This is a genomic window from Muricauda sp. SCSIO 64092, assembly GCF_023016285.1.
Lineage (GTDB): Bacteria > Bacteroidota > Bacteroidia > Flavobacteriales > Flavobacteriaceae > Croceivirga.
The window spans coordinates 3,710,689-3,737,190 of record NZ_CP095413.1 but is presented as its reverse complement, the minus strand read 5'-3'; the positions used below and the strand labels follow the sequence as shown (position 1 = coordinate 3,737,190).

The window sequence follows — 26,502 nt, the reverse complement described above, 5'->3', positions numbered from 1 at the left end:
AAGAGGGCGACAGGGATACGCTTGTCCTTAGCGAAGCTAATGGCAATCCAACACTAAAAAAATAGAAATCATGAAATTTAGTCACATTTTCATCAAAAGACCCATTTTCGCAGCGGTGCTCAGCATCCTGATCGTGATTGTGGGCGGATTGGCATACGTCTCCTTGCCAGTTTCACAGTTCCCGGATGTAGCACCTCCAACCGTTCAGGTAGTGGCTACCTATCCCGGGGCAAATGCACAGACCCTCTCAGAAACCGTTGCCACCCCTTTGGAGCAGGAAATCAACGGAGTGGAGGGAATGATCTATATGACCTCCCAGTCTTCCGCGGATGGAGTGGTCTCCATCCAGGTAGCGTTCGAATTGGGAACCGACCTGGATCGTGCCCAGGTTCAGGTCCAAAATCGGGTGGCCATCGCGGAACCCCGACTACCGGAATCCGTTCGTAGGTTGGGAATCACCACCAACAAGGTGTCTCCGGATATTCTATTGGTGGTCAATATGTACTCCCCCAATAAAACCTATGACCAGACCTATATTGGCAACTATGCCACCCTGCAGATGATCGATCAGATCGCCCGAATCAAAGGGGTGGGTGATATCCAAATCTTTGGCGCAGCAGAATATGCCATGCGCATTTGGCTGGATCCCGATAGAATCGCCAATTTGGATATGACCGCAGGTGAGGTGGTTTCTGCCCTTAGGGCTCAGAACGTACAGATTGCCAGCGGTACTTTGAACACCTTGCCATCAGGTAACCAATCGGCTTTTGAAATCAACGTCCAGACCCAGGGAAAATTGGTGACCCAGGAACAGTTTGAAAACATCATCATCAAAGCTGGTGAAAATGGTCGTATTGTTCAATTAAAGGATGTAGGTCGAGTAGAATTGGGCGCGCAGAATTACGCTACCAAGGGATATTTGGGAAAGGACCCTGCCATCGCGATGCCCATTTATCAGCAACCCGGTGGAAATGCCCTTGAAACCGCTGCTGCCATTCAGGAAAAAGTGGCGGAGCTTTCAAAGAATTTCCCTGAAGACCTGGAATATAAAATTGCCTATAATCCTACCGAATTTGTACAAAAATCGGTGGATGAGGTCTACCATACCATTTTTGAAGCCATCATACTTGTCATATTGGTCATTCTGCTTTTCCTACAGTCCTGGCGGGCCGCCATCATTCCTATTTTGGCCATCCCCGTTTCCTTAATTGGAACTTTTGCAGTGATGCAGGGATTGGGATTCTCCTTGAACAACCTTACGTTGTTTGGATTGGTACTGGCCATTGGGATTGTAGTGGATGATGCCATTGTTGTGGTTGAGAATATGGAACGGTATCTGGCCAAGGGACTATCACCCAAAGAGGCGGCACGAAAAACCATGGATGAAGTTGGTGGTGCCTTAGTGGCCATTGGATTGGTATTGATTGCCGTTTTTATCCCAACGACATTCCTCGAGGGCATCTCAGGACAGTTCTACAAACAATTTGGGTTGACAATTGCGGTGGCCACCGCCATTTCGGTTTTCGTGTCACTCACCTTAAGCCCCGCTATGGCGGCATTGTTGATGCGCAATAAAGCACACGACAGCAAGAAAAAATCACCATGGATATTGCGCCCTTTCAAATTTATTGGTGACGGTTTTAACCGTTTTATGGATGGACTTTCCTTGCGGTACGGTAATAGTGTTGGAAAATTGGTCAGGACCAGCACCATGGTCATGATCGTATATGGAGGACTGATTGCCCTTACGGGATTTCAGTTTAATAGGGTACCCACGGGATTTGTGCCCGCCATGGACCAGCAATATTTTATCACCGCCATTCAGTTGCCACCTGGTGCCTCCCTATCCAGAACCGACAAAGTGGTCAATGATGCCCTTGATGTGTTATTGGAAGTTGATGGGGTAGAAACCGCAGTATCCTTTACCGGTTTTGATGGGGCCTCCTTTACCAACGCTTCCAATGCCGCAGCGATTTTCGTCACCCTTGAGGATTTTGACGTAAGAACGGAAAAAGGAATTGGTTACGAGGACTTATTGGGAACACTTCGCGCAAAAATGGCAGCAGTGGATGACGCTTTTGTTGTGGTCATTCCTCCCCCTTCCGTCCGTGGTATTGGTAATGCGGGGGGATTCCGAATGATGGTCCAGGATCGGGCCAACCTAGGTACGGAAGCGCTGTTGAACGCTACATATCAATTGGCCGCCGCTGCCAATCAAGATCCTATCTTAAATAGCGTGTTTACGTTCTTCAACAATCAGACCCCACAATTGTATTTGGACATTGACCGCGTAAAAGCCGAACAATTGGGCATTAATGTAGCCGATGTATTCCAATCCCTGGAAGTGTATCTGGGTTCCGCATTTGTCAACGAATTCAATTACCTGGGCAGGACCTATCAGGTAACGGCACAGGCAGATGCTCCCAACAGATTGACCCCGGATGACATTTCCAGAATTAAGGTAAGAAACCAGTACGGGGATATGGTGCCATTGGGTACCATAAGCACTCAAAAGGATATTGCCGGGCCCAACAGGATTCCAAGATTCAACCTGTATCCATCGGCATCATTGGTTGGGGATATCGCTCCTGGCTTCAGTACAGGACAGGCTTTGGATAGAATGGAGGAACTGGCCAATGAAATTTTACCCCAGGGAATTTCCTTTGAGTGGACCGAAATGGCCTATCAACAAAAACAGACCGGAAATACGGCTGGAATCGCCTTCCTACTTGCCGTGGTCTTTGTGTTCTTGCTGTTGGCCGCACAATTTGAAAGTTTGGTACTTCCATTGGCCGTTATCTTTATCGTGCCCATGGTGCTCTTATCCGCTATGGTAGGGATCAATCTTGCAGGATTGGACAATAATATTATGGTACAGATCGGGCTGGTGGTCCTGGTAGGCCTTGCCAGTAAGAATGCCATATTGATTGTGGAGTTCGCCAAACAGTTGGAAGATCAGGGAACGGACCTAAGAACAGCGGTTATTGAAGCTTCCAAGTTACGCTTACGTCCAATTTTAATGACTGCAATGGCCTTTATTTTAGGGGTGGTACCCTTGGCCATCGCCACCGGGGCCGGTGCTGAACTGCGAAACGCATTGGGTATCGCCGTGTTCAGCGGAATGCTCGGTGTTACCCTATTCGGAATTTTCCTTACCCCAGTGTTCTATTACCTGGGTAGAAAATGGACAACCAAAACCAAAAAGACGGGTACGATCGATACGACCCAATATCAAATCCAATCGGCACAATAACATATTAGATTTTGGTCATGGGACGGGTGTTTTTGGTTAACCGGAAGCATCCATCCGGACCGAACTTTGACAATAAATTAAAAATAGAAAACATGAAAAATCCAACACTACTAATATTACTGTCCTTGATACTGGTTTCCTGTGGAATTACCAAAAGGGACTTTGAAGTCAACTCAAACATTGAAATCGAACAGGATTACGTAAAAAATGTAATTGATCACGTTGCCTTTAACGAGGCACAAAGTGAAACGGTAACCGAATGGTGGTCGGAATTTGACGATTCCATTTTGGACACCTTAATCCAAAAGGCCAGAAGGCATAATCTGGAAATCAATGCAGGCATTGCCAACTTCCATGCCTCAAGGGCAGCACTAAAAGGAACAAAACTGGACCGATTGCCCACTGTCACGGCCAATGGCGATGTTACCCGAACCCGTTTGGGAGAAAACATTTTTGTTCCCGGGGCCAATCCTACATTCACTACCTACAACGGAAGCTTTGATGCCTTTTGGGAAACCGATGTTTTTGGTAGGGTTTCCAATCGGATTAAAGCTGCTTACGCCAACCAGCAAACCGCCCTTGCCGACATACAGGGGGTGTATGTGAGCATCTTTGCAGAGGTAGCCAGAAATTACATGGAATTCCGAGGGGCACAATACCAATTGGATATTGCCCAACGCAACCTGAAAGGACAACAAGCCACTTATGATTTAACGGTAAGATTAAAGGAGGCCGGCACCAGCAACAGCTTGGATGTTTCCCGTGCCTTGGCCCAATTGGAAAACACCCGTGCGACCATTCCTCCGTTAAAGGCAAGAATAACTGCGCTAAAGAACAGCTTGAGCGTTTTGATTGGGGAGGTCCCCGGAAATCTGGATGAAAGCCTGGTGGACAAAAAACCACTTCCCAATTTACCAGTTTCGGTGACCCTTGGAAACATTACCGACTTATTGCGAAGACGTCCTGACGTAAGATTGGCAGAAGCCCAATTGCAACAACAAATAGCACAATACAATCTTTCCGTAACCGAACTCTATCCAAATATCAGGTTTGGGGGATCCATTGGCTTTTCCGCAGTGGATTTTTCCAACTTCGGGAACAACGAATCCTTTACCTGGAGTATTATTCCCAACATAAGCTGGGCTGCCTTTAATCTAGGTAGGGTAAAACAGCAAATAAACCGGAACGATGCCTTAACGCTGGCCGCTTTGCAACGCTACGAAAAAACCGTTTTGGAGGCTTTGGAGGAAATCAGCACGGCAATGACCAATTACACCAATGAGTTGGAACGCCGGGAGACCTTGCAAAAATCCGCTATCGCCAGTGCAGAAGCAGCGGAAATTGCACAAAAACGATTTAATGCGGGTCTGGACAGTTTTATAGATTACCTCAACACCGACAATACCCTATTGCTGGCCGAAAACCAACTGGCCATTAGCGAAATTGCTTCGGCCACATCCTTGATTGCCATTTACAAAGCCCTGGGTGGAGGATGGGAAATCATTTCCGATAAAGAGTTGGAGGAACAGTTTGAAACCATAAAATTGTCAGCATCCAAATAACCACACAACAACCGTTTTAGTGTTGGACAAAACGGCGATTTCCCAACATCGGGGGTCGCTGTTTTTTTGCATTAAATGTAATCCCTTCCCATTGTGAAAATTGATGGCATACCTACTTTGGCAACCGTTACCATAAAATAGCTCTTGACCGCTTATCGCATCATTTAGATACTATAATTACCCTTCCAGGAACCCCATCCAAGGAACATGTAATGGAAAATCTCCGATCCTACCAATTGACATCCAGGATTTATGAAAAAGCTTAGCTCCAGAGTTATCATCTGACTGGCCATTTACCCAATAATTACGGGAATCTTGCACTGATTTTGGGAATGAATTGGGGACATTCCCCATCCCATTCCGTACTTTTACGTCCACGGTAATCCCGGTCCCGAACCTGGTTTCTGTTTTGATTCCTTTTTGGATTGGGGTTTTTACCGAACGAATCGTAAGATTTAGAAACGAGTGCTAAAAAAATGGTTTGTTCGTATAGCCTCCATCCTTTTCCCTAATAGGGTGGTCGCTTTTGCGTACCATCAATTGACCAGTCCACAAATCCGTAAATTAAGGCCACATGAGCTCGTAGTTCTGGATCAAGCTGAACAGGAAACATTTAGATTTCAGGACTTTGACATTCAATTATACACCTGGCTCGGAGGGGACAACCGTATTTTGCCGATCCACGGTTGGGAAGGTCAGGCCGGAAATTTTACCGATTTAATCCAGGCCCTACGGCAATACGATTATACCATTTATGCTTTTGATGCCCCATCCCACGGATTTAGCAGCAAAGGAAAGACCAGTCTTTTTGAGTTCGCGGAACTCGTGGGGGTATTGATCAAAAAGTTCGAGGTTGCTAAACTGGTCAGCCATTCCTTTGGCGGTGTCGCCACAACCTATGCACTTTTTAAAAACCCCGATATCCGTATTGAGACCTATGTACTGTTTACAGTCCCCAACCGGTTTTTGGAACGAATCAATGATGTGGCCCAGCAGGTAGGCATCACGGAAAATGTAAAAAACAGGCTTGTCGCCAGATTGGAAATGGAACTTCAATCCAGCGTGGCCGAGTTGAATGTTTCTGATTTTGTGAGTCAGATCCAAGTGGAAAAAGCACTGATCCTTCACGATAAAAATGATGCTGTGATCCCTATTGAACGTTCAAAAAAAGTAAAGGAACAGTGGAAAAATGCACGTTTTATGGAGCTAACGGGGACCGGACATTTCAGGATCTTACGTACCCCAGAAGCCCTTGACCGAGCCATTCAATTTATAAATGGAGTATAAGAATCCATTGACATCCGCATCCGGGTACCGCGCAACGGGAGTGTAACGTACGTTCAAGCACCCCTTCCAGTAAAGATGTAGATGCCCTAAGTTTTTAGGGCAATTTTACATTAACCCCAAAACGGTGTTGAAGTTATGTTTTCGAAGGAGGGACGAACCGTTGAATAGCGAAGCGGAAAAATCTTTTTAATTCCGGCTTACTTCGGCTTCAACCCATTAATTGAGTATCTTCAGGTCCTGACTAAACAAATCCAAGTTGTTCGCTTTTTTTAAATCCAGAATTTTCCCAATCCTGTTGGTAAATTTCATCGGTATACTGGGGTACAGTGTGGTGATGCCCATATTGATTTTTATCGTCACCGATTTTGGGGGTAATGGTTTTATTTATGGAATTCTTGGGGCGACTTATCCGTTCTTTCAATTTATAGGTGCCCCTATTTTGGGAAGGCTGTCCGATAAAATTGGAAGAAAAAAGGTATTGATGCTATCACAGTCAGGTACTTTTTTGGCATGGCTATTGTTCCTTCTGGCCTTTATTCTGCCCAACACGGAAGTATGGGGACAAAACACGGAACTTACGGGTTCTTACCTCATGACCCTCCCACTCTTGACCATTTTTTTGGCGCGCGTCCTTGATGGGTTTACCGGAGGGAACATATCAGTGGCCAATGCATATATGTCCGACATTTCAACCGATGGGGACCGTAACCAAAATTTTGGAAAAATGGGGGCATCAACCAGTTTGGGCTTCGTGATCGGTCCTGCGTTTGCAGGTCTTCTTGCCAGTACCATAATCGGGGAGGTGTTGCCCCTATTGATTGCTGCAGGCATATCCCTAATAGCAATAATCGTTATCGGTTTTAGATTGGAGGAAAGTGTTCCCTGTATCGTTGATACAGGAAACATCTCACTAAAAAACGTACGACGGTTTTTTCAAGTGGAGCATAAAGATTGCTTTACGGAAGGTAGCGATGCCCTGCTCCCGGAAAACAGAAATGGCTTAAAACAGGTCTTGAAAATTAGTGGAGTGCCCATCTTGTATCTGGTCTATTTCCTGACCTTTTTTGCTTTTAGCCTTTTCTATGCCGGACTGCCCATTTATGCCAGTGGTACTCTTAATTGGTCCGCCGTGGATTTAGGGCTGTTCCTGGCCTATTCTAGTCTAATTATGTTCTTTGTCCAGGGACCGGTATTGAATCGACTTTCCAAAATATTCTCAAGTCACGCATTGGTGCTTATGGGATCCTTGTTATTGGCCACAAGTTTCTTTTTATTGTCCCAACGGCAATTAGTGCTTTTATACGTTGCCATAACCTTTCTTTCCCTGGGCAATGGTCTTATGTGGCCCAGCTTCATGGCACTATTGTCCCGCACTGGCAATAATAGTACACAGGGTGCCATTCAGGGGTATGGTACTTCCGTGGGAAGTATTGCCAGCATGTTTGGACTGGTGATGGGAGGTATCCTATTTGAAAAAATAACGACCCTGGTCTTTATGACCGGTGGTTTTATCTTTCTTCTCATTGCCCTATTGATAGCTTCAAAGCAGTTCAGGAACAAAAAGGTCAAGGTGTTACTCCCCAGTTAATTGGGGTGCTTTGAAGACCAATGCACCACTCGCCAAATTAGATTAGATTTTGGTCATTTTCGATACGTTTTAGGTTAACAAAAAAGGGGGCTTTAGACTGAACTTTGTGGTATAAATTTTAGAAATCATGAAAAAGTTCGTTTTAATTACATTGCTTTATTTAACAGTATCGGTTGTCATTATGGTCACAGGCTTTGCGCTGGTAAGTGATATTATTTAGAAGGAAAAAGTAGCTTCAACTTAACTTGAAATTGCTATTTTTAAGTATGGCCAAAAAGGAAATTCCGGTATTCGAAACCAGTAATGATCTTCACCAGGCAACGGGATACGATCATCGCAGCCATATTCCCGGGTTCGATATTTTTACGCTGGAATCCTTGGAACCAACCACAAGAAAGTGTATGCCTCCCTACCGTCAGGGATTTTACCAAATTGGAATTCTCAGCAATACGGGCAATAGTCAAATAAATCTGAATACCAATGCCGTGAAACTGGAAAAATTGCCGTTGTGGTTCGTGGTTCCCGGTCAGGTGTTCTCCTGGTTTCGGGATGCTGAATCCACTGGATATCATATTCAGTTCCGAAAGGAGTTTATTTCAAAATCCATTCCCGATCTAACGGGGGAATTCCCTTTTTTAAAGCTCTCTGAAAACAGTGTATTCCTAATGACCCCCGAAGAACAGCAATCGCTGGAGGTGGACATGCAACGGATGCATTCCGTATTTCAAAACCCCCATCCGTACCAGGAAAGGATGTTACAGGGCATGTTGACATCGGTACTCTATAACTGCAAATCCATTTACGAGCGGTACAAGACCACCGAAAGTCATTTATCCAGAGGACAGGTGCTTACCCAAAAATTCCAGCAATTGGTGGACAAACTCTACGTCGATTCAAAAAATGTCGGAGATTATGCGCAACAGCTGAATGTGACCCCCAATTACCTAACCACCACCATAAAACAAATCACCGGTAAGACCGCCAAGGATATCATACAACAACGCGTTTTTCTGGAAAGCAAGACCATGCTTTCCTTTACAACCTTGGACGTAGCGGAAATCGCCTATCGACTCAACTTTCAGGAACCGACACACTTCACACGTTTCTTCAAGAAGTACAGCGGCACCACGCCCAATAAGTTCAGGCAGTCCCTATAGTTAACATTTGTGCCATTTTGTAGTGGAAAGTGGTTATTTTTTCTTTAATTCTATTCGGAAATTTGTAGTGTTTAAAAATAGGACTATGGAAAAGCGTCAAATTGCTTTGGTTACCGAGGCGGGAAATGGAATGGGAAAGACCTTTGCAACCATTTTGCAAAATCAAGGGTATGAGGTCATATTGGGGGCCAAGGGAAAAAGTCATCAAGAACTGGAAAAAACGGACCTCCATGGCATCAAACTCCTCAAAATGGACTTCACCGATCAGCAAAGTGTGGACAGGCTCAGCCAGTACATCGAAAGCGCTCATGGAAAGCTCGATGTACTTATAAACAATGCTGAAATAGCCAATGGATTTGGTCAAAAAATCAATGAGCTAAAGATAGAAGAGGTAAAAGAACTCTTCGAAGAAAACTTCTTTTCGGTGATACGCACCATCCAAGGTCTACATGGCCTTTTGTCAAAGAGCGAAAATGCAATCATTGTCAATGTATCCAGTTCGCTGGGGGAAATTGAAAAGATGAAAGACAAGGGCTTTTGTTATGCCGACTATCAAATGACGGGGTACTCCACGGCAAAGGCCGCTCTGGAGATGCTGACCCTGTTGCTGTCAAAAGAACTGAAACCAACTTCCATCAGCATACACAATTTTAACCCCATACGATTAAAAAACTGTACGCATAATAGTGTTGTCATTTGTAAAGGAGTGGAAGAAGAGCTTTTACAACTAATCGCCAACAATACGTTGCAGTATTGATATTCAAAATAGTTAAGGTGTAGAATACGATAAAAAACACCTAACTAAAAAAGTTGGAAAAAATGACAACACGGCTGACATAGGGTTGTCACCCAACACCGATAACTTCGCACCAATCGTAATGCGAAGCCCATGACCGTCCCTGAACTTGAAAAATGGATATTGAACAACTATAGCGATATTGTTGTGACCGATACCTATGGAGAACGAAGTTTCTTCTACAATCCCACTGGCCTATTGCCCAAGGGGATTTATTTCACCACGATCAAGGAAAATGACGGCCCCAATGATAAGGCGTCCCACTTGGAAAGGAACGGAACCTACCGGATAAGTATAGGTATTGGAAAAAGCAGATATCAAAAACTGTTTGGCCCTACTCCAAAACGAGCGCCCAAAGGGGGTGTTGTGGACATTGACCTTGATTTCACTTCCCTACAAACCTTGATGCCCCATCCTGTATACGCCTGGATGGGATGGGTGGCCATGAACAATCCTTCCAAAAACCAATTGAAAACCTTGGAAAAACTACTGGACATTGCTTATGCGAACGTCCTAAAAAAATTCGAAAAGCGAAAAAGAACATCCCAAAATATTCAAAAATGAAAGTACTTCACATTGATTGTAGCCTAAGACATAAGGGTTCGGTTTCAAGACAACTATCACAGGCATTTGTTGATAAGCTCAGAAAAAGGCACTCCATTGAAATAGACCGATTGGACCTGGCGGTGGATACGCCACCCCATATTAGCCAGGACTATGCACAGGCCATGTATGTTCCCATGGATGAACATACCACTGAAACCAAAAAAGTGTTGGCGCTGTCCAACAAATTGGTCGACCGTCTTTTTGAAGCGGACCTGATGGTTCTGGGCCTTCCCATGTACAATTTCGGAATACCTTCCGTTTTTAAGTCCTATATCGATCACATCTCTCGCTCGGGCCGAACTTTTGTGGCCGATGACACCGGATTTCACGGTCAGGTAACGAATCTTAAAGTTGTGGTTCTCAACAGTAGGGGCGGCTCATACAAAGACAAAGCCACTAAGGCCATGGACTTTGTTGAACCCTATATAAGTTTGATTTTCGGTTTTCTTGGAATAACGGACATCACCTTTATGAACATTGAACCTACGGATTTTTACGGCCCGGAAGCAAGAAAAATGGCGATTCAAGAGGTAAATGCTAAAATCGACGCCTTTATGGACAAGCTTTAGTACAACCCCAGGAATAGAACGGGGTCCTGGTGAATTGGCTTCTATTGGATTGGAATAAAGACTTCAGTAATCAGCTCCTCTGGGGATACCTCATCAGGACTGTTCAAATATTTTTCAAACGAAACTCCCTTTCCAAACGTAATGGCGTTTTTGGGAATCCAATCGAAACAAATGTTTTGGTAGAGACCATGGAGCCCTGAGTAAGGGCCTTTATGGGTAAAAATGGCATATTTCCCGCCTTCCACGAACAATGAACCAAACTCGCCTTCTGGTTTTAAGGGTTCCTCCACGGTAATGCAGGCATAGAACCGACACTGCTCATCCTTGGTAATGGCCGGGTCATCAAAATTAAGCCCCAGGTACTCCGTACGGTCATTCAACACTTCTTTTTCCTGGGCATATTCCAACAGCCTGTACCATGCCCGATCATACTCCTTCGAGGATCCATACTTTGCTATGATGCGGATGTAGACAAGATAAAAGCTCCCAACAGTGCGTATTACGGGATGCAATTCACCCGCTTTAGCCTTCACATGGTCATTGGGCGTAAGGGCGTAAATCTCCATTTTCCGGAATTTGGAGGGCGCCATCCCAAAATGCTTCTTGAAGGCCTTGGATAAGGAATACTGGGACCTATACCCTACCCTTGCGGCAATCTCGATCAGGGACATTTTGGATGTTTGCAAGTGTTGGGCCGCCCTTTCCAAACGTATCCTGGTAACATAGGCCGCTACCGACTCCCCAATATGGGCCTTAAAAATCCGATGGAAATGGTACTTTGAAATGTTGGATACCTCAGTAAGGGTATTCAAGTCGATGGACTCCTTCAGGTGATCATTGATATAATCAATGGCCCTGTTCAAGGATTTTTGGTGGGATTTCTTGGTGGTAGGATGCATTCCAATAGCATTGTATGTACAAAAATGGGTTTTGCCCCATAACCCTCACTTGTCCAATCTTGCTAAATCCGGTTCCCATTCCATTTTTCCCATTCTCACAGGTTTAAGATGATAGGGCCAATGGCTATTTTTGAATAGGACACTATGGCAACCTAGCGACAAGTTCAACCATAAAAATACGAATATCCCATGGCCAGACCCCAAACCAAAAAGGACCTTCAAGACCTAGGGGAGAAAAACTATAACAAACTTATGGACTACATCAATGGTCTCCCTCTTGAAGTACAGCACTGCGAGTTTCCCAATGGCACCATGAACCGCAATATCCGGGACATTCTGGCCCACCTGCACCATTGGCATTTGATGGTACTGGAATGGTACACGGTGGGGATGCGCGGGGAAAAGCCCGATATCCCTTCCAAAGCCTACAATTGGCGGGAAATCCCACAATTGAACCGTAAAATATGGGAGCGCTACAACGAAACACCCTTAAATGAGGCCAAAGCACTTCTTGAAAAATCCCATAGGGACATTATGGCACTTGTGGATGGGCATGCCAACGATGAACTATTCGAACGCCGCAGGTATGGGTGGACGGGCAATAATGCCATGGGAGCATACTTTGTAAGTTGCACCTCCAGTCATTACGACTGGGGCCTTAAATTGATGAGGAAGGCTATAAAACAATTGGGGAAATGATGCTTAAGTATTGGTCAACAACCTCAATTTATTACTTGCCCGGGAAGGAGTGCAAATTTCTGAAAATGGGATTGATCAGGGGTATATCACTGAGTTATTGACCTGGTCCATTGAAAATGGGCGCATCCTCATTGCAACAATCAGTAGGAAAATTGTGGGGGAAATTCATGCATATACCCCAAAAATCCATGCTTTTCAACATATGCCAACGGATGTAACAACCCTCGTTGACCCGGACAGCCAAGGCAAAGGAGTTGGAAGAAGACTTTTCGGGAGTTTCCTGGGTAAAGTGAAGTATGACGTGCCCTCCATTAAAACAATCGAATTGTACACCCACGAGCATAATGAGCGCAATGTAAGGTTTTATACCAGTCTTGGTTTCATAAACAAAGGATGTCAAAAGACAAAATGCCTATTACGGAATCACAATTTGAAACCCCATTGCATATGGCCTGGTTCAATCCGAATTATGGAACGCAAAAGGGAAAAAATGGTTCCGTTTAATTATGAAGTAGTGGCAAAAACATCAGGGTGCCAGTGCCAAGAGCGATTCGTGCATCTTTGCTTTCATGTTTAACTTTTTTGGAGGTTCCGTACCTGTTCATTTTTAGCGGTGAAGATAGACGATTCCCTGAACCGGCGGAGTGATGCCGTCCCCAAAATCTATGGTATAGTAGTACACCCCGTTGGGCAGTATGCCGTCCCCCAGGACAATGCCACGGTCTGCACTGCCATCCCAGTCCGGTGTGCTTATGTTCCCCTTGTACACCAGGGAGCCGTTACGGTCATAGACGGACATGATGTAATTGGGATAATCGAGCTTCAGCCAGGAAATGGAGAAGGTATCGTTGATTCCATCGCCGTTTGGTGAGAACCCGCGTTTGTTCAGACCCGGTAATTCGTCACACCCCTGCATGGCAGTCCTTACCACGACTTCGACCCGATTGGAAACACATCCATTTTCGTCCTCCAACGCTCCGTAATAGACGGTACCGTCCCCAAGGGGAACATCGCCTTCCAGTTCCACCATGCTGTCTACGTCCGGATACCAGCGTACGGTACCGTTACCGGAGGCCACCAAATCCGAAACCGTAGGGTTGTCCAAAGGACAGAATCCCTGTTCACCCTCCGCTTCCAGGACAGGGGCTTCCAAAACAAAGGCCGTGGTGGTTCCCATGCCGGTACAGCCGTTGGCCAGGGTGACCCTAACGGTGAATGCTTCCCCGTCCGAGACATTGGTCACTTCCGGGTTTTGTAAGGTAGGATCACTGAATATGGCATCCCCGGTACTGCTCCATGACCATGAAGTTCCCAGTCCGCTTATCTCATTCAATTGCAGGGGAGAGCCCTGACAGATCGGTCCATTATTGGTAACGACGGCCAGTAAGGAGGAGGTCACCGTAACTGTGGCGGTACAGCTGTCCATGTTCCCACTGGTGTCGGTCACGGTAAGGGTCACCGTATGTTGTCCTACATCAGAACAGCCAAAGTTGGTCCTGTCCAGGGAAAGTGACACCGTTTCATCGCTATTATCAACCGAACCGTTGTCCACCTCCGTCGCAACGATCGTTGCACTGCCCGTTATAAGTTCCACAGTGACGTCCCGGCAAATGGCCATGGGAGCCGTATTGTCCTCCACAATCACCTCGGTCTCACAGGTCGCGACGTTGCCATTGCTGTCGGCAACCGCCAGGGTTACTGTGTTCGTGCCCAGATGTGAGGCCGTAAAGCTGCTCGGGGACACACCCAGGGTAACGTTCCCACAGGTATCACCGGAACCATCGTCCACAAGGGAAGCATCAAGCTCCACCATACCATTGGCACCCAATTGGAGTGTCACCCCCTGTTGTTCGCATACGGCCATCGGCGGGGTCACATCCCGGACCGTTACCGTAGCGGTGCAACTGGCCATGTTGTGGCCATCGCCCACTGTAAGGGTCACCGTGTTATCCCCCACATCGGAACAGGTGAAATTCGTTCTGTCCAAGAAAAGGGTCACCGTGCCACCAATGTCATCAAACGAGCCATTGTCCACGTCCGCCGCAGCAACCGTTGCCGTGTCCGTCTCATCCAATTCCACGGTAAGGTCCCGGCAAATGGCTGTGGGAGCCGTACTATCTTCCACGGTCACTTTCGCTGTACAGGTTTTTTCGTTCCCGCTGGGGTCGGTCACCGTTAGGGTCACCGTGTTCGTACCAATATGGGCAGTCGTAAAACTGCTCGGGAGTACCCTCAGGGTGACATTTCCACAGGCATCGCTGGAATTATTATCTACAAGGGAAGCATCCAAAATGGCCATGCCATTGGCACCCAGTTGGAGCGTTACCACCTGTTGTTGGCACAAGGCTGTCGGCGGGGTCACGTCCTGGACCGTTACCGTAGTGGTGCAGGTGGCCGTGTTGCCACTGCCATCCGTTGCCGTAAGGGTCACCGTGCTGTCTCCCACATCGGAACAGCCAAAGTTTGTTTTGGAGAGGGAAAGGGCAGGGGCGGTGCCGCTGTTGTCAGAGGAGCCGTTGTCCACGTCAGCCGCTGCAATCGTTGTGTTGCCCGTTGCATCCAGTTCCACGGCAATGTCCCGACAACTTGGTGTGGGGGCCGTCTTGTCCTCCACGGTCACCGTGGCCGTGCAGCTGTCCGTGTTGCCGTTGTTGTCCCTAACCGTTAGGGTCACTGTATTATCGCCGAGGTGGGTAGTATCAAAACTATCCTGGGAAAGGTCCAGGGTAACGCTACCACAAGCAGCACTGGAACCGCTGTCCACGTCCGCCGCCACTATCGTTGCGCTGCCCGTATCATCCAGTTCCACACTGATGTCCAGGCAATTTGGGGTGGGGAACGTGTTGTTCCCCACGTCCACCGTAGCCGTACAGGTGTCCGAGTTGTTGCTGGTGTCCGTTACGGTAAGGGTCACCGTGTGCTGCCCTACATCGGAACAATCAAAACCGGTCCTGTCCAGGGAAAGCGACACCGTGCCGCTGTTGTCGGAGGAGCCATTATCGATATCCGTTATAGCGATGGTTGCAATGCCCGACAAGTCCAGTTCCACGGTAACGTCCTGGCATTCCGCCTTGGGAACCGTGATATCCTCAACAATCACCGTCGCCTCGCAGATATTTGTGTTGCCATTGCTGTCCCTTACCGTAAGGGTCACGATGTTATCCCCGAGGTGCGTAGTATCAAAGCTGCTCAAGGACAGATTCAAGGAGGCAATCCCACAGGCGTCACTGGAATTGTTGTCCACAAGGTCGGTAGTCAGAGTGGCCGTCCCATCGGTGCCCAATTGGAGCGTGATGGCCTGTTGTTGGCATACGGCGGTCGGTTGGGTTACGTCCTGTACAGTCACCGTGGCGGTACAACTGTCCATATTGTTGCTGCCGTCTTCCACCGTTAGGGTTACCGTTCGTTGCCCCACATCGGAACAACCAAAGGTATCCTTGTCCAAGGAAAGGGATACTGCGCCACTGTTGTCGGAGGAGCCGTTGTCGATGTCAGCCGCCACAACCGTAGCACTGCCTGCCGCGTCCAGTTGTGCGGTAATGTCCCGGCAACTTGGCACGGGGACCATCTTGTCCTCCACGGTCACCGTAGTGGTACAGCTGTCCGAGTTGCTGCTGCCGTCCGTTACTGTAAGGGTCACCGTGTTATCCCCAAGGTCGGAGGCACCAAAGCTGGCCTGGGATAGGCTTAGCGAAATCCCACAGGCGTCGCTCGAACCGTTGTCCACATCGTCGGTGGTCAGGGTGGCCATACCATTGGATTCCAATTCAATCTCCAACGCATTCTTGCATATGACCGTCGGCTGGGTTATGTCCTGCACCGTTACCACAGCGGTACAACTGTCCGAGTTGCCGCTGCTATCCCTTACGGTCAGGGTCACCGTGTTGTTACCTAGGTCGGAACAGCCAAAACCGGCCCGATCCAGGGAAAGCGACACCGTGCCGCTGTTATCGGAGGAGCCGTTGTCAATGTCGGATGTGGCAATCGTTGCATTGCCCAAGGCGTCCAATTGAATGGTAATGTCCCGACAACTTGGTGCAGGGGCCGTCCTGTCATCCACGGTCACTACAGCGGTGCAACTGTTTGTATTGCCGTTGTTGTCCCTCACTGTAAGGGTCACCGTGTTATCCCCGAGGTGGGTGGTGTCAAAGTTGCTTCGGGACAGGCCCAGGGTGGCAATCCCGCAGGCGTCACTGGAATTGTTGTCCACATCCGATGTGGCAATCGTTGCACCGCCCGAGGCATCCAGTTCCACAGTAGTGTCCTGGCAACCTGGCGTGGGGGCCGTTTTGTCCTCCACGGTCACCACAGCGGTGCAACTGTCCGTGTTATTATGGTCATCTTCCACTGTAAGGGTCACCGTGTTGTCCCCCACATCGGAACAGCCAAAACTGGTCCTGTCCAGGGAAAGGGTCAATATGCCACTGTTGTCGGAAGAGCCGTTGTCCACGTCCGCCGCGGTGATCGTAGCACTGCCCGTCGTGTCCAGTTCCACTGTAATGTCCTGGCAGGAAGCTATGGGGTCCGTGTTACTCAATACGGTCACTGTGGCGGTGCAACTGTCCGAGTTGCTGCCGTCTGTTACCGTAAGCGTTACCGTCTCCGCACCAATGGTGGTGAAGCTGTTCGGGGACACCCCCAGGATGACGCTACCGCAGGCAACATAGGAACCGTCGTCCACGAGGTCAGCTGTCAGATTGGCCGTACCATTCACGTCCAGTCGAATCGCCGCCGCCTTGCAGAAAGCCTTTGGAACGGCCTCCACCGTTACTATAGCGGTACAGCTGTCCGAGTTGTTGCTGGCGTCCGTTACCGTAAGGGTCACCGTGTTGTCCCCCAGATCGGAACAGCCAAAACTGGTCCTGTCCAGGGATAGCGATACGGTGGTACCACTGTTGTCCGTGGAGCCGTTGTCGATGTCCGATGTGGCAATCGTCGCACTGTCCGAGGCGTCCAGTTCCAGGGTAATGTCCTGGCAACTTGGTATGGGAGCCATATTGTCCTCCACGGTCACCGTAGCGGTACAGCTGTCCGAGTTCCCACTGCCGTCCGTTACAGTAAGGGTAACCGTTTCCGCACCAATGGCGGTGAAACTGTTCAGGGAAACGCCAAGGGAAACGCTGCTGCAGGTATCGCTGGAACCGTTGTCCACGTCCGTCGCAACAATCGTCGCACTACCCGAGGCACCCAGTTCCACGGTAATGTCCCGGCAACTTGGGGTGGGGGCCGTTTTGTCCTCCACGGTCACGGTGGCGGTACAACTGTCCGAGTTGCTGCTGGTGTCCGTCACCGTCAAGGTCACCGTGTTGTCCCCAAGGTCGGAACAGCCGAAAGTCGTCTTGTCCAGGGATAGCGATACGGTGGTGCCACTGTTGTCGGAGGAACCGTTGTCGATGTCCGATGTGGCGATTGTTGCGTTGCCCAGAGCATCCAGTTGTACGCTGGTGTCCTTACAGGATGGTGTGGGAGCCATGTTGTCCTCGACCGTCACCACAGCAGTACAGCTGTCCGAGTTGCTGCTGGTGTCCGTCACCGTCAAGGTCACTGTATTGTCACCAAGGTCATTGGCACCAAAGCTGGTCGTGGACAACGCCAGGGTAACGCTGCTGCAGGTATCGCTGGAACCGTTGTCCGCGTCCGATGTCGTAATCATCGCGCTGCCCGAGGTGTCCAGTTCCACGGTAGTGTCTTGGCAACTTGGCGTGGGGGCCGTTTTGTCCTCCACGGTCACCACAGCGGTGCAACTGTCCGAGTTGCTGCTGGAGTCCATTACCGTAAGGGTCACCGTGTTGTCCCCAAGGTCGGAACAGCCAAAGCTGGTCCTATCCAGGGAAAGGGTCACGGCGGTACCGCTGTTGTCGGAAGAGCCGTTGTCGATGTCCGATGTGGCAATCGTTGCACTGCCCAGGGCATCCAGTTGTACGCTGGTGTCCTTACAGGATGGTGTGGGAGCCATGTTGTCCTCGACCGTCACCACAGCGGTACAACTGTCCGAGTTGCTGCTGCCGTCCGTCACCGTAAGGGTCACTGTATTGTCACCAATGGCGGTGAAGCTGTTCAGGGAAACGCTAAGGGAAACGCTCCCACAGGTATCGCTGGAACCATTGTCCACGTCCGCCGCAACAATCGTCGCACTGCCCGAGGCACCCAGTTCCACGGTAATGTCCCGGCAACTTGGCGTGGGGGCCGTTTTGTCCTCCACGGTCACGGTGGCGGTACAGCTGTCCGAGTTGCTGCTGGCGTCCGTCACCGTAAGGGTCACCGTGTTGTCCCCAAGGTCGGAACAGCCGAAAGTCGTCTTGTCCAGGGATAGCGATACGGTGGTGCCACTGTTGTCGGAGGAACCATTGTCGATGTCCGATGTGGCGATCGTTGCACTGCCCAGGGCATCCAGTTGTACGGTAATGTCCTTACAGGATGGTGTGGGAGCCATGTTGTCCTCGACCGTCACCACAGCGGTACAGCTGTCCGAGTTGCTGCTGGTGTCCGTCACCGTAAGGGTCACTGTATTGTCACCAAGGTCATTGGCACCAAAGCTGGTCGTGGACACCGCCAGGGTAACGCTCCCACAGTTGTCGGAGGAACCGTTGTCCACGTCCGATGTCGTAATCGTCGCGCTGCCCGAGGCGCCCAGTTGTACGCTGGTATCCTGGCAACTTGGTGCGGGGGCCGTTTTGTCCTCCACGGTCACCACAGCGGTACAGCTGTCCGAGTTGTTGCTGCCGTCCGTCACCGTAAGGGTCACCGTGTTGTCCCCAAGGTCGGAACAGCCGAAAATCGTCTTGTCCAGGGATAGCGATACGGTGGTGCCACTGTTGTCGGAGGAACCGTTGTCGATGTCCGATGTGGCGATCGTTGCACTGCCCAGGGCATCCAGTTGTACGGTAATGTCCTTGCAGGATGGTGTGGGAGCCATGTTGTCCTCGACCGTCACCACAGCGGTACAGCTGTCCGAGTTGCTGCTGGTGTCCGTCACCGTAAGGGTCACTGTATTGTCACCAAGGTCATTGGTACCAAAGCTGGTCGTGGACACCGCCAGGGTAACGCTGCTGCAAGTATCGCTGGAACCATTGTCCACGTCCGCCGCAACAATCGTCGCACTGCCCGAGGCACCCAGTTCCACGCTGATGTCCCGGCAACCTGGGGTGGGGGCCGTTTTGTCCTCCACGGTCACGGTGGCGGTACAGCTGTCCGAGTTGCTGCTGGTGTCCGTCACCGTAAGGGTCACCGTGTTGTCCCCCAAATCGGAACAGCCAAAGCTGGTCTTGGAAAGGGAAAGGGTCACGGCGGTACCGCTGTTGTCTGAGGAGCCGTTGTCGATGTCCGAGGTGGTGATCGTTGCACTGCCCGAGGTGCCCAATTGTACGCTAATGTCCTTGCAACTTGGACTGGGCAGCGTGCTGTCCCCCACCGTAACCGTGGCCGTACAGGTCTTCGAGTTGTTGCTGGGGTCAGTCACCGTAAGGGTCACCGTGTTGTCCCCTAGGTCGGTGGCGCCAAAGTCGATCGTGGACAACGCCAGGGTGACGCTCCCACAGTTGTCGGAGGAACCGTTGTCCACGTCCGATGTCGTAATCGTCGCGCTGCCCGAGGTGTCCAGTTGTACGGTAATGTCCTGGCAACGGGGAGAAGGCTCGGCCTTGTCCTCCACGGTCACCACAGCGGCACAGCTGTCCGAGTTGCTGCTGCTATCCGTTACCGTAAGGGTCACCGTGTTGTCCCCCAAATCGGAACAGCCAAAACTGGTCTTGTCCAGGGAAAGCGATACCGTGGTGCCGCTGTTATCCGAGGAGCCGTTGTCGATGTCCGAGGTGGTGATCGTTGCGCTGCCCGCCGCGCCCAGTTGTACGCTAATGTCCTTGCAACTTGGCGTGGGGAGCGTGTTGTCCCCAACCGTCACCGTGGCCGTACAGGCCTTCGTGGTGCTATCAGGGTCGGTCACCGTAAGCGTCACCGTGTTGTCCCCAAGGTCGTCGGCATCAAAGCTGGTCTTGGACACCCCCAGGGTGATTCCGCAACCGTCACTGCCGGCGTCCACATCCTCGGCGGTCAGGGTGGCCGTACCATCACTGCCCAGTTGGAGCTCCACCGCCTGTTGTTGGCACACGGCCGTCGTCTGGGTACCTGCCTTGCTGTCCCCGGTAATGTTGAGGCTGTTACCTATCAGTGCCGCACGCTCGTAATGGGCCCTACAATAGACCAGGCCGTAGGCGCCAACGGTGACCGTGGGCGTGTTGGAAAGCCCCTGGTCCTCCCATCCGATTAGCGTGGCGTCCCAGTTGGCAACCGAGAGCCCACTGTTGTCCAGCATATCGGTACCATTGGTCAACGCCCCAAGGTCCCATTCCCCCAAGTTCCGGTCAAAGGCACTTGCATTTTGGAACATGTAGGCCATATTGGCTACACCACTTGTATCCCAAGAGCCGATGTTGCCGTTAAAGGCACTGGCACCATCGAACATATTGGCCATATCTCCCACTTTGGCCGTGTTCCAGGGACCAATGGCCCCGTTAAAGGAACTGGCACCCGAGAACATCCCGCCCATATCGGTCACCTCACTGGTGTCCCAGGAACCGATGTTGCCGTTGAAGGCGCTTGCGCCAGTGAACATGTTGCCCATGTCCGCCACTTTGGCCACGTTCCAGGAACTGATGTTACCGTTGAAGGCAACGGCGCCATTGAACATATTGGCCATACTGGTCACCTCACTGGTGTTCCAGGAACCGATGTTACCGTTGAAGGCAACGGCGCCATTGAACATGTTGCCCATATCCGCCACTTTGACCGTGTTCCAGGAAGCGATGTTACCGTTAAAGGCGCTTGCACCATTGAACATATCGGACATATCGGTCACCTCGCCGGTGTTCCAGGAACCGATGTTACCGTTGAAGGCAACGGCGCCATTGAACATGTTGCCCATGTCCTCCACTTTGACCGTGTTCCAGGAAGTGATGTTCCCGTTAAAGGCGCTTGCCCCGGAGAACATATTCCCCATATCCTCCACTTTGGCCACGTTCCAGGAAGCGATGTTCCCGTTAAAGGCGCTTGCCCCGGAGAACATGCTTGCCATATCGGTTACCTTGCTGGTGTTCCAATTGGAGAAATCTGTTGTTCCTTTAAGTGTTATACAGCTGTGGAACATGTTATGCATACTCGTTACAGTGCTCAAGTCAGGTGCGTCTGTCGCCAAAACGTCCATTTTGCTACAGCCATTAAACGCATCTTCCATTGTACTCCAGGAGATACTGCTGCCCCACTGGTCCACGGAGAGCAGCTTCTCCCTGTCGCCCCCATTGTTGAAATGTATGCGGGTCAGGTTGCCGTTGCCGGAGACGGCATTGCGAATGGCCACCTGTATTCTGTCGGCAGTATGGCCGGTGAGAACCACGGTAGTTCCATCGGTTTCGTCCGTCAGTTCATAGCTGCCATCAGCGCCCAGGTCCACATCGTAGGTCCCAGTGGCCGGAATGGTGAAGGAGGTGGTGTTGGATGTGTCCCAGGTGGTTACGAACACCGTTGTGGGGTACGCCACCACGGTGACCGTGGCATCACAGTCGGCCGTTTTGCCGCTCCCATCCGTTACCGTAAGGGTCACCGTATAGGTCCCAACAGCCGCAAAAGTATCCGTATCCAGGGAAAGCGACACCGTGCCGCTATTGTCGGATGAGCCACCATCCACATCCCCTGCCGCAATCGTAACGCTGCCCGCTGCACTCAGTTGTACCGTAACATTTTTACAGCTCGCCGTGGGATTCGTATCGTCCACCACGGTCACCGTGGCCGTACAGGTGTCTTCGTTCCCGTTGGGATCGGTCACTGTTAGGGTCTCCGTGTTGTCCCCAAGTTCACTGGCCGTAAAAGTGGTCTGGGACAGGCTGAATGAGACGTCCCCACAGGCATCGCTGGAACCGTTGTCCACAAGCGAGGCCTCCAGAGTGGCCGTGCCATTGGTGCCCAGGTAAATTGTCGCTGCCTTGCATTGTGGCGTCGGGTCTATCTTCTCCGGGCCGTCATCGATAATATTAAGGCCGAAAGCGGCACGTTCGTCAGTGGCGGTACAGTACACCAGGCCATCGGCGCCGATGGTGAAAGCGGGGGTCTCATGGAAGCCCTCCCCGTGCCAACCGATGATCGTGGCATCCCAGTTGGCCATGGAGAGCCCACTATCGTCGAGCATACCAATGGCATTGGTCAACTGCCCCAAATCCCATTTGCCCAGGTTCTGGTCAAAAGCCGTTGCGTCGTCAAACATCCACTGCTTATTGGCGACGCTGCCCGTTTCCCAGGAACCAATATCCTGATTAAAGACGCTTGCAAACCGAAACATGGAAAACATATTGGTTACCTGGCCGGTGTTCCAGGAACCGATGTCCTGGTCAAAGGCTTCCGCAGAACGGAACATGGAGCCCATATTGGTTACATTGGCCACATTCCATGAACCGATGTCCGCATTAAAGATAATTGCGCCATTGAACAAGCCGGTCATATCCTCCACTTTGGACGTGTTCCAGCCGGAGAAGCTCGTATTCCCCTTAAGTTTCGTACAGCTATTGAACATATTGGACATACTGCTCACACTGCCCAGGTCGGGGGCGTCCGTCGCCTTGATCTCCAGATTGCTACAACCCGAAAATGCGGATGCCATGGTACTCCAGGAGATGGCGCTGCCCCATTGGTCCACGGAGATTAGCTTTTCCCTATCGAAAAAGGCTCCCGAAAACAGACTAAAACTTATTCCATCCAAGGTTCCGTTCCCCGAGTGGGCGTTGCGAAGGGCCACCTGTATTTCCCCGGCAGTATGGTTGTGTTTGGTGACATCCACAGTAATGGTCCCGTTCTGGTCCGTCAGTTCATAGCTGCCGTCATTGCCCAGGTCCACATCATAGGTTCCCGAGGCCGCGATAACAATGGAGTTCTTATTGGAGTTGCCTTCGGATTTGGTCGTGTCCCAGGTGGTCACAAATACGCTTGTGGGATCCGTACCCAATACGGTCACCGTGGCCGTACAGATCTTCGTGGTGCTGTCGGGGTCGGTCACCGTTAGGGTCACCGTGTTGTCCCCAAGGTCGGTCGCACCAAAGTCGGTCTTGGACAACGCCAGGGTGATCCCGCAACCATCGCTGCCGGCGTCCACAAGGGCGGGATCCAAGGTGGCCGTGCCAGTGGCACCCAGTTCGAGCTCCACCGCCTGTTGCTGGCACCCGGCCGTCGGCTGGGTACCCGCTTTGCTGTCCCCGGTAATGTTAAGGCTGTTACCTATCAGCGCCGCACGCTCGTAATAGGCCCTACAGTAGACCAGGCCGTAGGCGCCAACGGCGACCGTCGGCGTGTTGGAAAGGCCCCGGCCCTCCCAACCGATCAGTGTGGCGTCCCAGTTGGCAACCGAGAGCCCACTGTTGTCCAGCATATCGGTGCCATTGGTCAACGCCCCCATGTCCCATTCGCCCAAGTTCCGGTCAAAGGCACCCGCACCGGAGAACATCCCCTCCATATCGGTCACATTGCTGGTATCCCAAGAGCCGATGTTTCCGTTGAAGGTACTGGCACTAGTGAACATATTACCCATATCCTCCACCTTGGACACGTTCCAAGCACCAATGGTCCCGTTAAAGGAACTGGCACCGGAGAACATCCCACCCATATCGGTCACGGCGCCCGTGTCCCAGGAGCCGATGTTGCCGTTGAAGGCACTCGCGCCATTGAACATATCCCCCATATCCCCCACTTTGGCCACGTTCCAAGCACCAATAGGCCCGTTAAAGGTAGTTGCACCGGAGAACATGCCCGCCATATCGGTCACCTCCTCGGTGTCCCAGGAACCGATGTTACCATTGAAGGTACTTGCACCATTGAACATATCCCCCATATCCTCCACTTTGGCCACGTTCCAGGAACTGATGTTACCGTTAAAGGCGCTTGCGCCAGCAAACATGGAGTTCATATCAGTTACGTTACCAGTGCTCCAGGAACCAATGGCTCCGTTAAAGGTACTTGCACCATTGAACATGTTGCCCATATCCTCCACTTTGGCCACGTTCCAGGAACTGATGTTACCGTTAAAGGCACTTGCACCATCGAACGTGTTGCCCATATCGGTCACATTGCTGGTGTCCCAGGAACCGATGTTACCGTTAAAGGCACTGGCGCCATTGAACATGCCCTCCATATCGGTCACCTCGCTGGTGTTCCAGGAACCGATGTCCTGGTTAAATGTAATTTTGTTATTTTGATTGCCATCGGAGGAAAACATCCGCTTCATTGTAGTCACCTCGCCCGTGTCCCAGGAACCGATGCTACCGTTAAAGGCCCTTGCGCTATAAAACATATGGCCCATGTCGGTTACCTTGCTGGTATTCCACGAACCAATATCCCCATTAAAGGTCCTTGCACCATAAAACATATAGCCCATATCCGTTACATCGGCCACGTTCCAATTGGAGAAGCTTGTATCCCCCGTAAGTGAGGAACATCCGTTGAACATATTGGCCATACTGGTATTGGTGAGGGCATTCAGGTTGGGGGCATCGGTCGCCTCGACCTTCAGATTGCCACAGCCGTAAAATGCATTTTCCATGTTGGTCCAGGCCATCGCGCTGCCCCATTGGTCCACGGAGAGCAGCTTATCCTTGTCCCCCCCATTGTTGAAATGTATCCGGGTCAGGTTACCGTTGCCGGAGACGGCATTGCGAATGGCCACCTGTATGTTATCGGCAGTATGGCCAGTGAGGGTCACGGTGGTTCCATCGGTCTCGTCCAGCAGTTCATAGCTGCCATCAGCACCCAGGTCCACATCGTAGGTGCCCGTGGCGGGGATGGTAAAGGAGATGCCACTGGAAGTGTCCCAGGTAGTCACGAACTCGGTCGCGGGATACCTTACTACGGTCACCTCAGCCATGCAGTCACTCGAGTTTCCACCAGGGTCGGTTACCGTAAGGGTCACTGTGTTATCCCCAAGGTCGGTGGTATCAAAGCTGGTTTTGGACAGGCCCAGGGAAATCCCGCAGCCATCGCTACCGTCGTTCACCAAGTCCGGATCCAGGGTGGCCGTGCCGTTGGCACCCAGTTGGATCGTTGCCTCCTTGCACCGTGCTATTGGCTGAATGGTAGTTGACCGGCTGTCACCGGTAATATTGAGTTCGGCGCGCTGGGTAGTGGCCCTACAGTAGACTAGGCCGGAAGCGCCAATGGTGGGGAAATTAGGGTATTGGGAAGCATCATGGTAACCCTTGTTATACCAACCAATGATCGTGTTGTCCCAGTTGTCCACGGAGAGCCCACTGCCGTCCAGCATATTGGCACCATTGGTCAACGCCCCTAGTTCCCACTCCCCCAGGTTCTGGTCAAAGTTATAAGCTGATTCGAACATCCCTTCCATGTTGGCAACACCGCCCACATTCCAACTACTGATGTCCTGGTTAAAGATTTCAGCTCCACCAAACATGTTGCCCATATCGTCCACCTCGCTGGTGTTCCAGGAACCGATGTCCTGGTCAAAGGCGATAGCACTTTCGAACATGGCGTACATATTGTTCACCTTGCTGATGTTCCAGGAACCGATATTTCCATTAAAGGCGGATGCTTTCTTAAACATGGACTGCATGGTAATTACGTTACTGGTGTCCCAGGAACCGATGTCCCGGTCGAAGTCTTGGGCCTCATGGAACATGCCTTCCATGTTGGCAACACTGCCCACATTCCAACCGCTGATATCTTGATCGAAGTAATTGGCACCGTAGAACATGTTGTACATGTTAGTGACCTTACTTACGTTCCAACTGCCAATGTCCTGATTGAAACTGGCACTGTCAAACATACGGGCCATATTGGTCATCTCGCTAGTGTTCCACGAACCGAGGTCCTGGTCAAAATACCAGGTGTCATGAAACATGGATTCCATGTTCGTCACCTTGCTGGTGTCCCAAGAACCGATGTCCTGGTCGAAGATTTCGGCGTCAGCGAACATATAGCCCATATGGGTCACCTCGCTGGTGTTCCATAAACCGAGGTCCTGGTCAAAGACGTATGCCCCGTAAAACATTTTGCCCATATCGGTTACCTTGCTGGTATCCCAGGAACCAATACTTCC

12 protein-coding genes (1 of these 12 only partly in view) are annotated in these 26,502 nt (G+C 50.6%); 10 read left to right on the top strand and 2 right to left on the bottom strand.

Going from position 1 to position 26,502, the window contains the following annotated elements:
• Window positions 1–70 precede the first annotated feature (70 nt).
• From L0P88_RS15560 to L0P88_RS15525, 8 genes are all read left to right on the top strand, one after another.
• Complete coding sequence (locus tag L0P88_RS15560) at window positions 71–3,253, top strand: efflux RND transporter permease subunit (RefSeq protein WP_247130855.1); 3,183 nt, start codon at window positions 71–73, stop codon at window positions 3,251–3,253.
• Window positions 3,254–3,345: 92 nt separating this feature from the next.
• Window positions 3,346–4,815: a TolC family protein gene (locus L0P88_RS15555; protein ID WP_247130854.1), complete on the top strand. Its 1,470-nt coding sequence runs from the start codon at window positions 3,346–3,348 to the stop codon at window positions 4,813–4,815.
• Window positions 4,816–5,280: 465 nt separating this feature from the next.
• Window positions 5,281–6,102: an alpha/beta fold hydrolase gene (locus L0P88_RS15550; protein ID WP_247130853.1), complete on the top strand. Its 822-nt coding sequence runs from the start codon at window positions 5,281–5,283 to the stop codon at window positions 6,100–6,102.
• 256 nt (window positions 6,103–6,358) lie between these two features.
• A complete protein-coding gene (locus L0P88_RS15545; RefSeq protein WP_247130852.1) occupies window positions 6,359–7,690 on the top strand; it encodes an MFS transporter in 1,332 nt (443 codons plus the stop codon).
• Between the two features lie 266 nt (window positions 7,691–7,956).
• Window positions 7,957–8,847, top strand: coding sequence for a helix-turn-helix domain-containing protein (locus L0P88_RS15540; RefSeq protein ID WP_158780056.1), 891 nt, complete (start codon window positions 7,957–7,959; stop codon window positions 8,845–8,847).
• A gap of 85 nt (window positions 8,848–8,932) precedes the next feature.
• Window positions 8,933–9,604 (top strand): SDR family NAD(P)-dependent oxidoreductase, encoded by a 672-nt coding sequence (locus L0P88_RS15535; RefSeq protein ID WP_247130851.1) that lies wholly within the window; start codon window positions 8,933–8,935, stop codon window positions 9,602–9,604.
• A 132-nt stretch (window positions 9,605–9,736) separates the two neighbouring features.
• Window positions 9,737–10,207, top strand: a complete 471-nt coding sequence (locus L0P88_RS15530) for a DUF6194 family protein (protein WP_247130850.1) — start codon at window positions 9,737–9,739, stop codon at window positions 10,205–10,207.
• On the top strand, window positions 10,204–10,818 hold the full coding sequence (locus L0P88_RS15525; RefSeq protein WP_247130849.1) for an FMN-dependent NADH-azoreductase: 615 nt from the start codon (window positions 10,204–10,206) through the stop codon (window positions 10,816–10,818). Before L0P88_RS15530 ends, L0P88_RS15525 begins: the two co-directional genes overlap by 4 nt.
• Before the next feature lie 41 nt (window positions 10,819–10,859).
• Here the strand turns inward: L0P88_RS15525 and L0P88_RS15520 are convergent, their stop codons facing one another.
• Entirely contained in the window at window positions 10,860–11,717 is an 858-nt protein-coding gene (locus L0P88_RS15520; protein WP_247130848.1) for a GyrI-like domain-containing protein, read from the bottom strand.
• Window positions 11,718–11,906: 189 nt separating this feature from the next.
• On the opposite strand from L0P88_RS15520, the gene L0P88_RS15515 reads away from it, so the two are divergent.
• Together L0P88_RS15515 and L0P88_RS24155 are read left to right on the top strand one after the other, a co-directional pair.
• Window positions 11,907–12,416, top strand: coding sequence for a ClbS/DfsB family four-helix bundle protein (locus L0P88_RS15515; protein ID WP_247130847.1), 510 nt, complete (start codon window positions 11,907–11,909; stop codon window positions 12,414–12,416).
• 49 nt (window positions 12,417–12,465) lie between these two features.
• A complete protein-coding gene (locus tag L0P88_RS24155) occupies window positions 12,466–12,993 on the top strand; it encodes a GNAT family N-acetyltransferase (protein WP_409557732.1) in 528 nt (175 codons plus the stop codon).
• Between the two features lie 30 nt (window positions 12,994–13,023).
• Here the strand turns inward: L0P88_RS24155 and L0P88_RS15510 are convergent, their stop codons facing one another.
• Window positions 13,024–26,502, bottom strand: the 3' portion of a protein-coding gene (locus L0P88_RS15510) for a BspA family leucine-rich repeat surface protein (protein WP_247130846.1). Its footprint extends 15,306 nt past the window's final position; 13,479 of the gene's 28,785 nt are visible here — the last part of the coding sequence; its start codon lies off the right edge, out of view; the stop codon is at window positions 13,024–13,026.

Excerpts from the sequence above, each read along its gene's own strand:
- L0P88_RS15535 (WP_247130851.1), top strand. The coding sequence starts at position 8,933 with ATGGAAAAGCGTCAAATTGCTTTGGTTACCGAGGCGGGAAATGGAATG.
- L0P88_RS15525 (WP_247130849.1), top strand. The coding sequence starts at position 10,204 with ATGAAAGTACTTCACATTGATTGTAGCCTAAGACATAAGGGTTCGGTT.
- L0P88_RS15515 (WP_247130847.1), top strand. The coding sequence starts at position 11,907 with ATGGCCAGACCCCAAACCAAAAAGGACCTTCAAGACCTAGGGGAGAAA.
- L0P88_RS15555 (WP_247130854.1), top strand. The coding sequence starts at position 3,346 with ATGAAAAATCCAACACTACTAATATTACTGTCCTTGATACTGGTTTCC.
- L0P88_RS15530 (WP_247130850.1), top strand. The coding sequence starts at position 9,737 with ATGACCGTCCCTGAACTTGAAAAATGGATATTGAACAACTATAGCGAT.
- L0P88_RS15520 (WP_247130848.1), bottom strand. The coding sequence starts at position 11,717 with ATGCATCCTACCACCAAGAAATCCCACCAAAAATCCTTGAACAGGGCC.
- L0P88_RS15560 (WP_247130855.1), top strand. The coding sequence starts at position 71 with ATGAAATTTAGTCACATTTTCATCAAAAGACCCATTTTCGCAGCGGTG.
- L0P88_RS15540 (WP_158780056.1), top strand. The coding sequence starts at position 7,957 with ATGGCCAAAAAGGAAATTCCGGTATTCGAAACCAGTAATGATCTTCAC.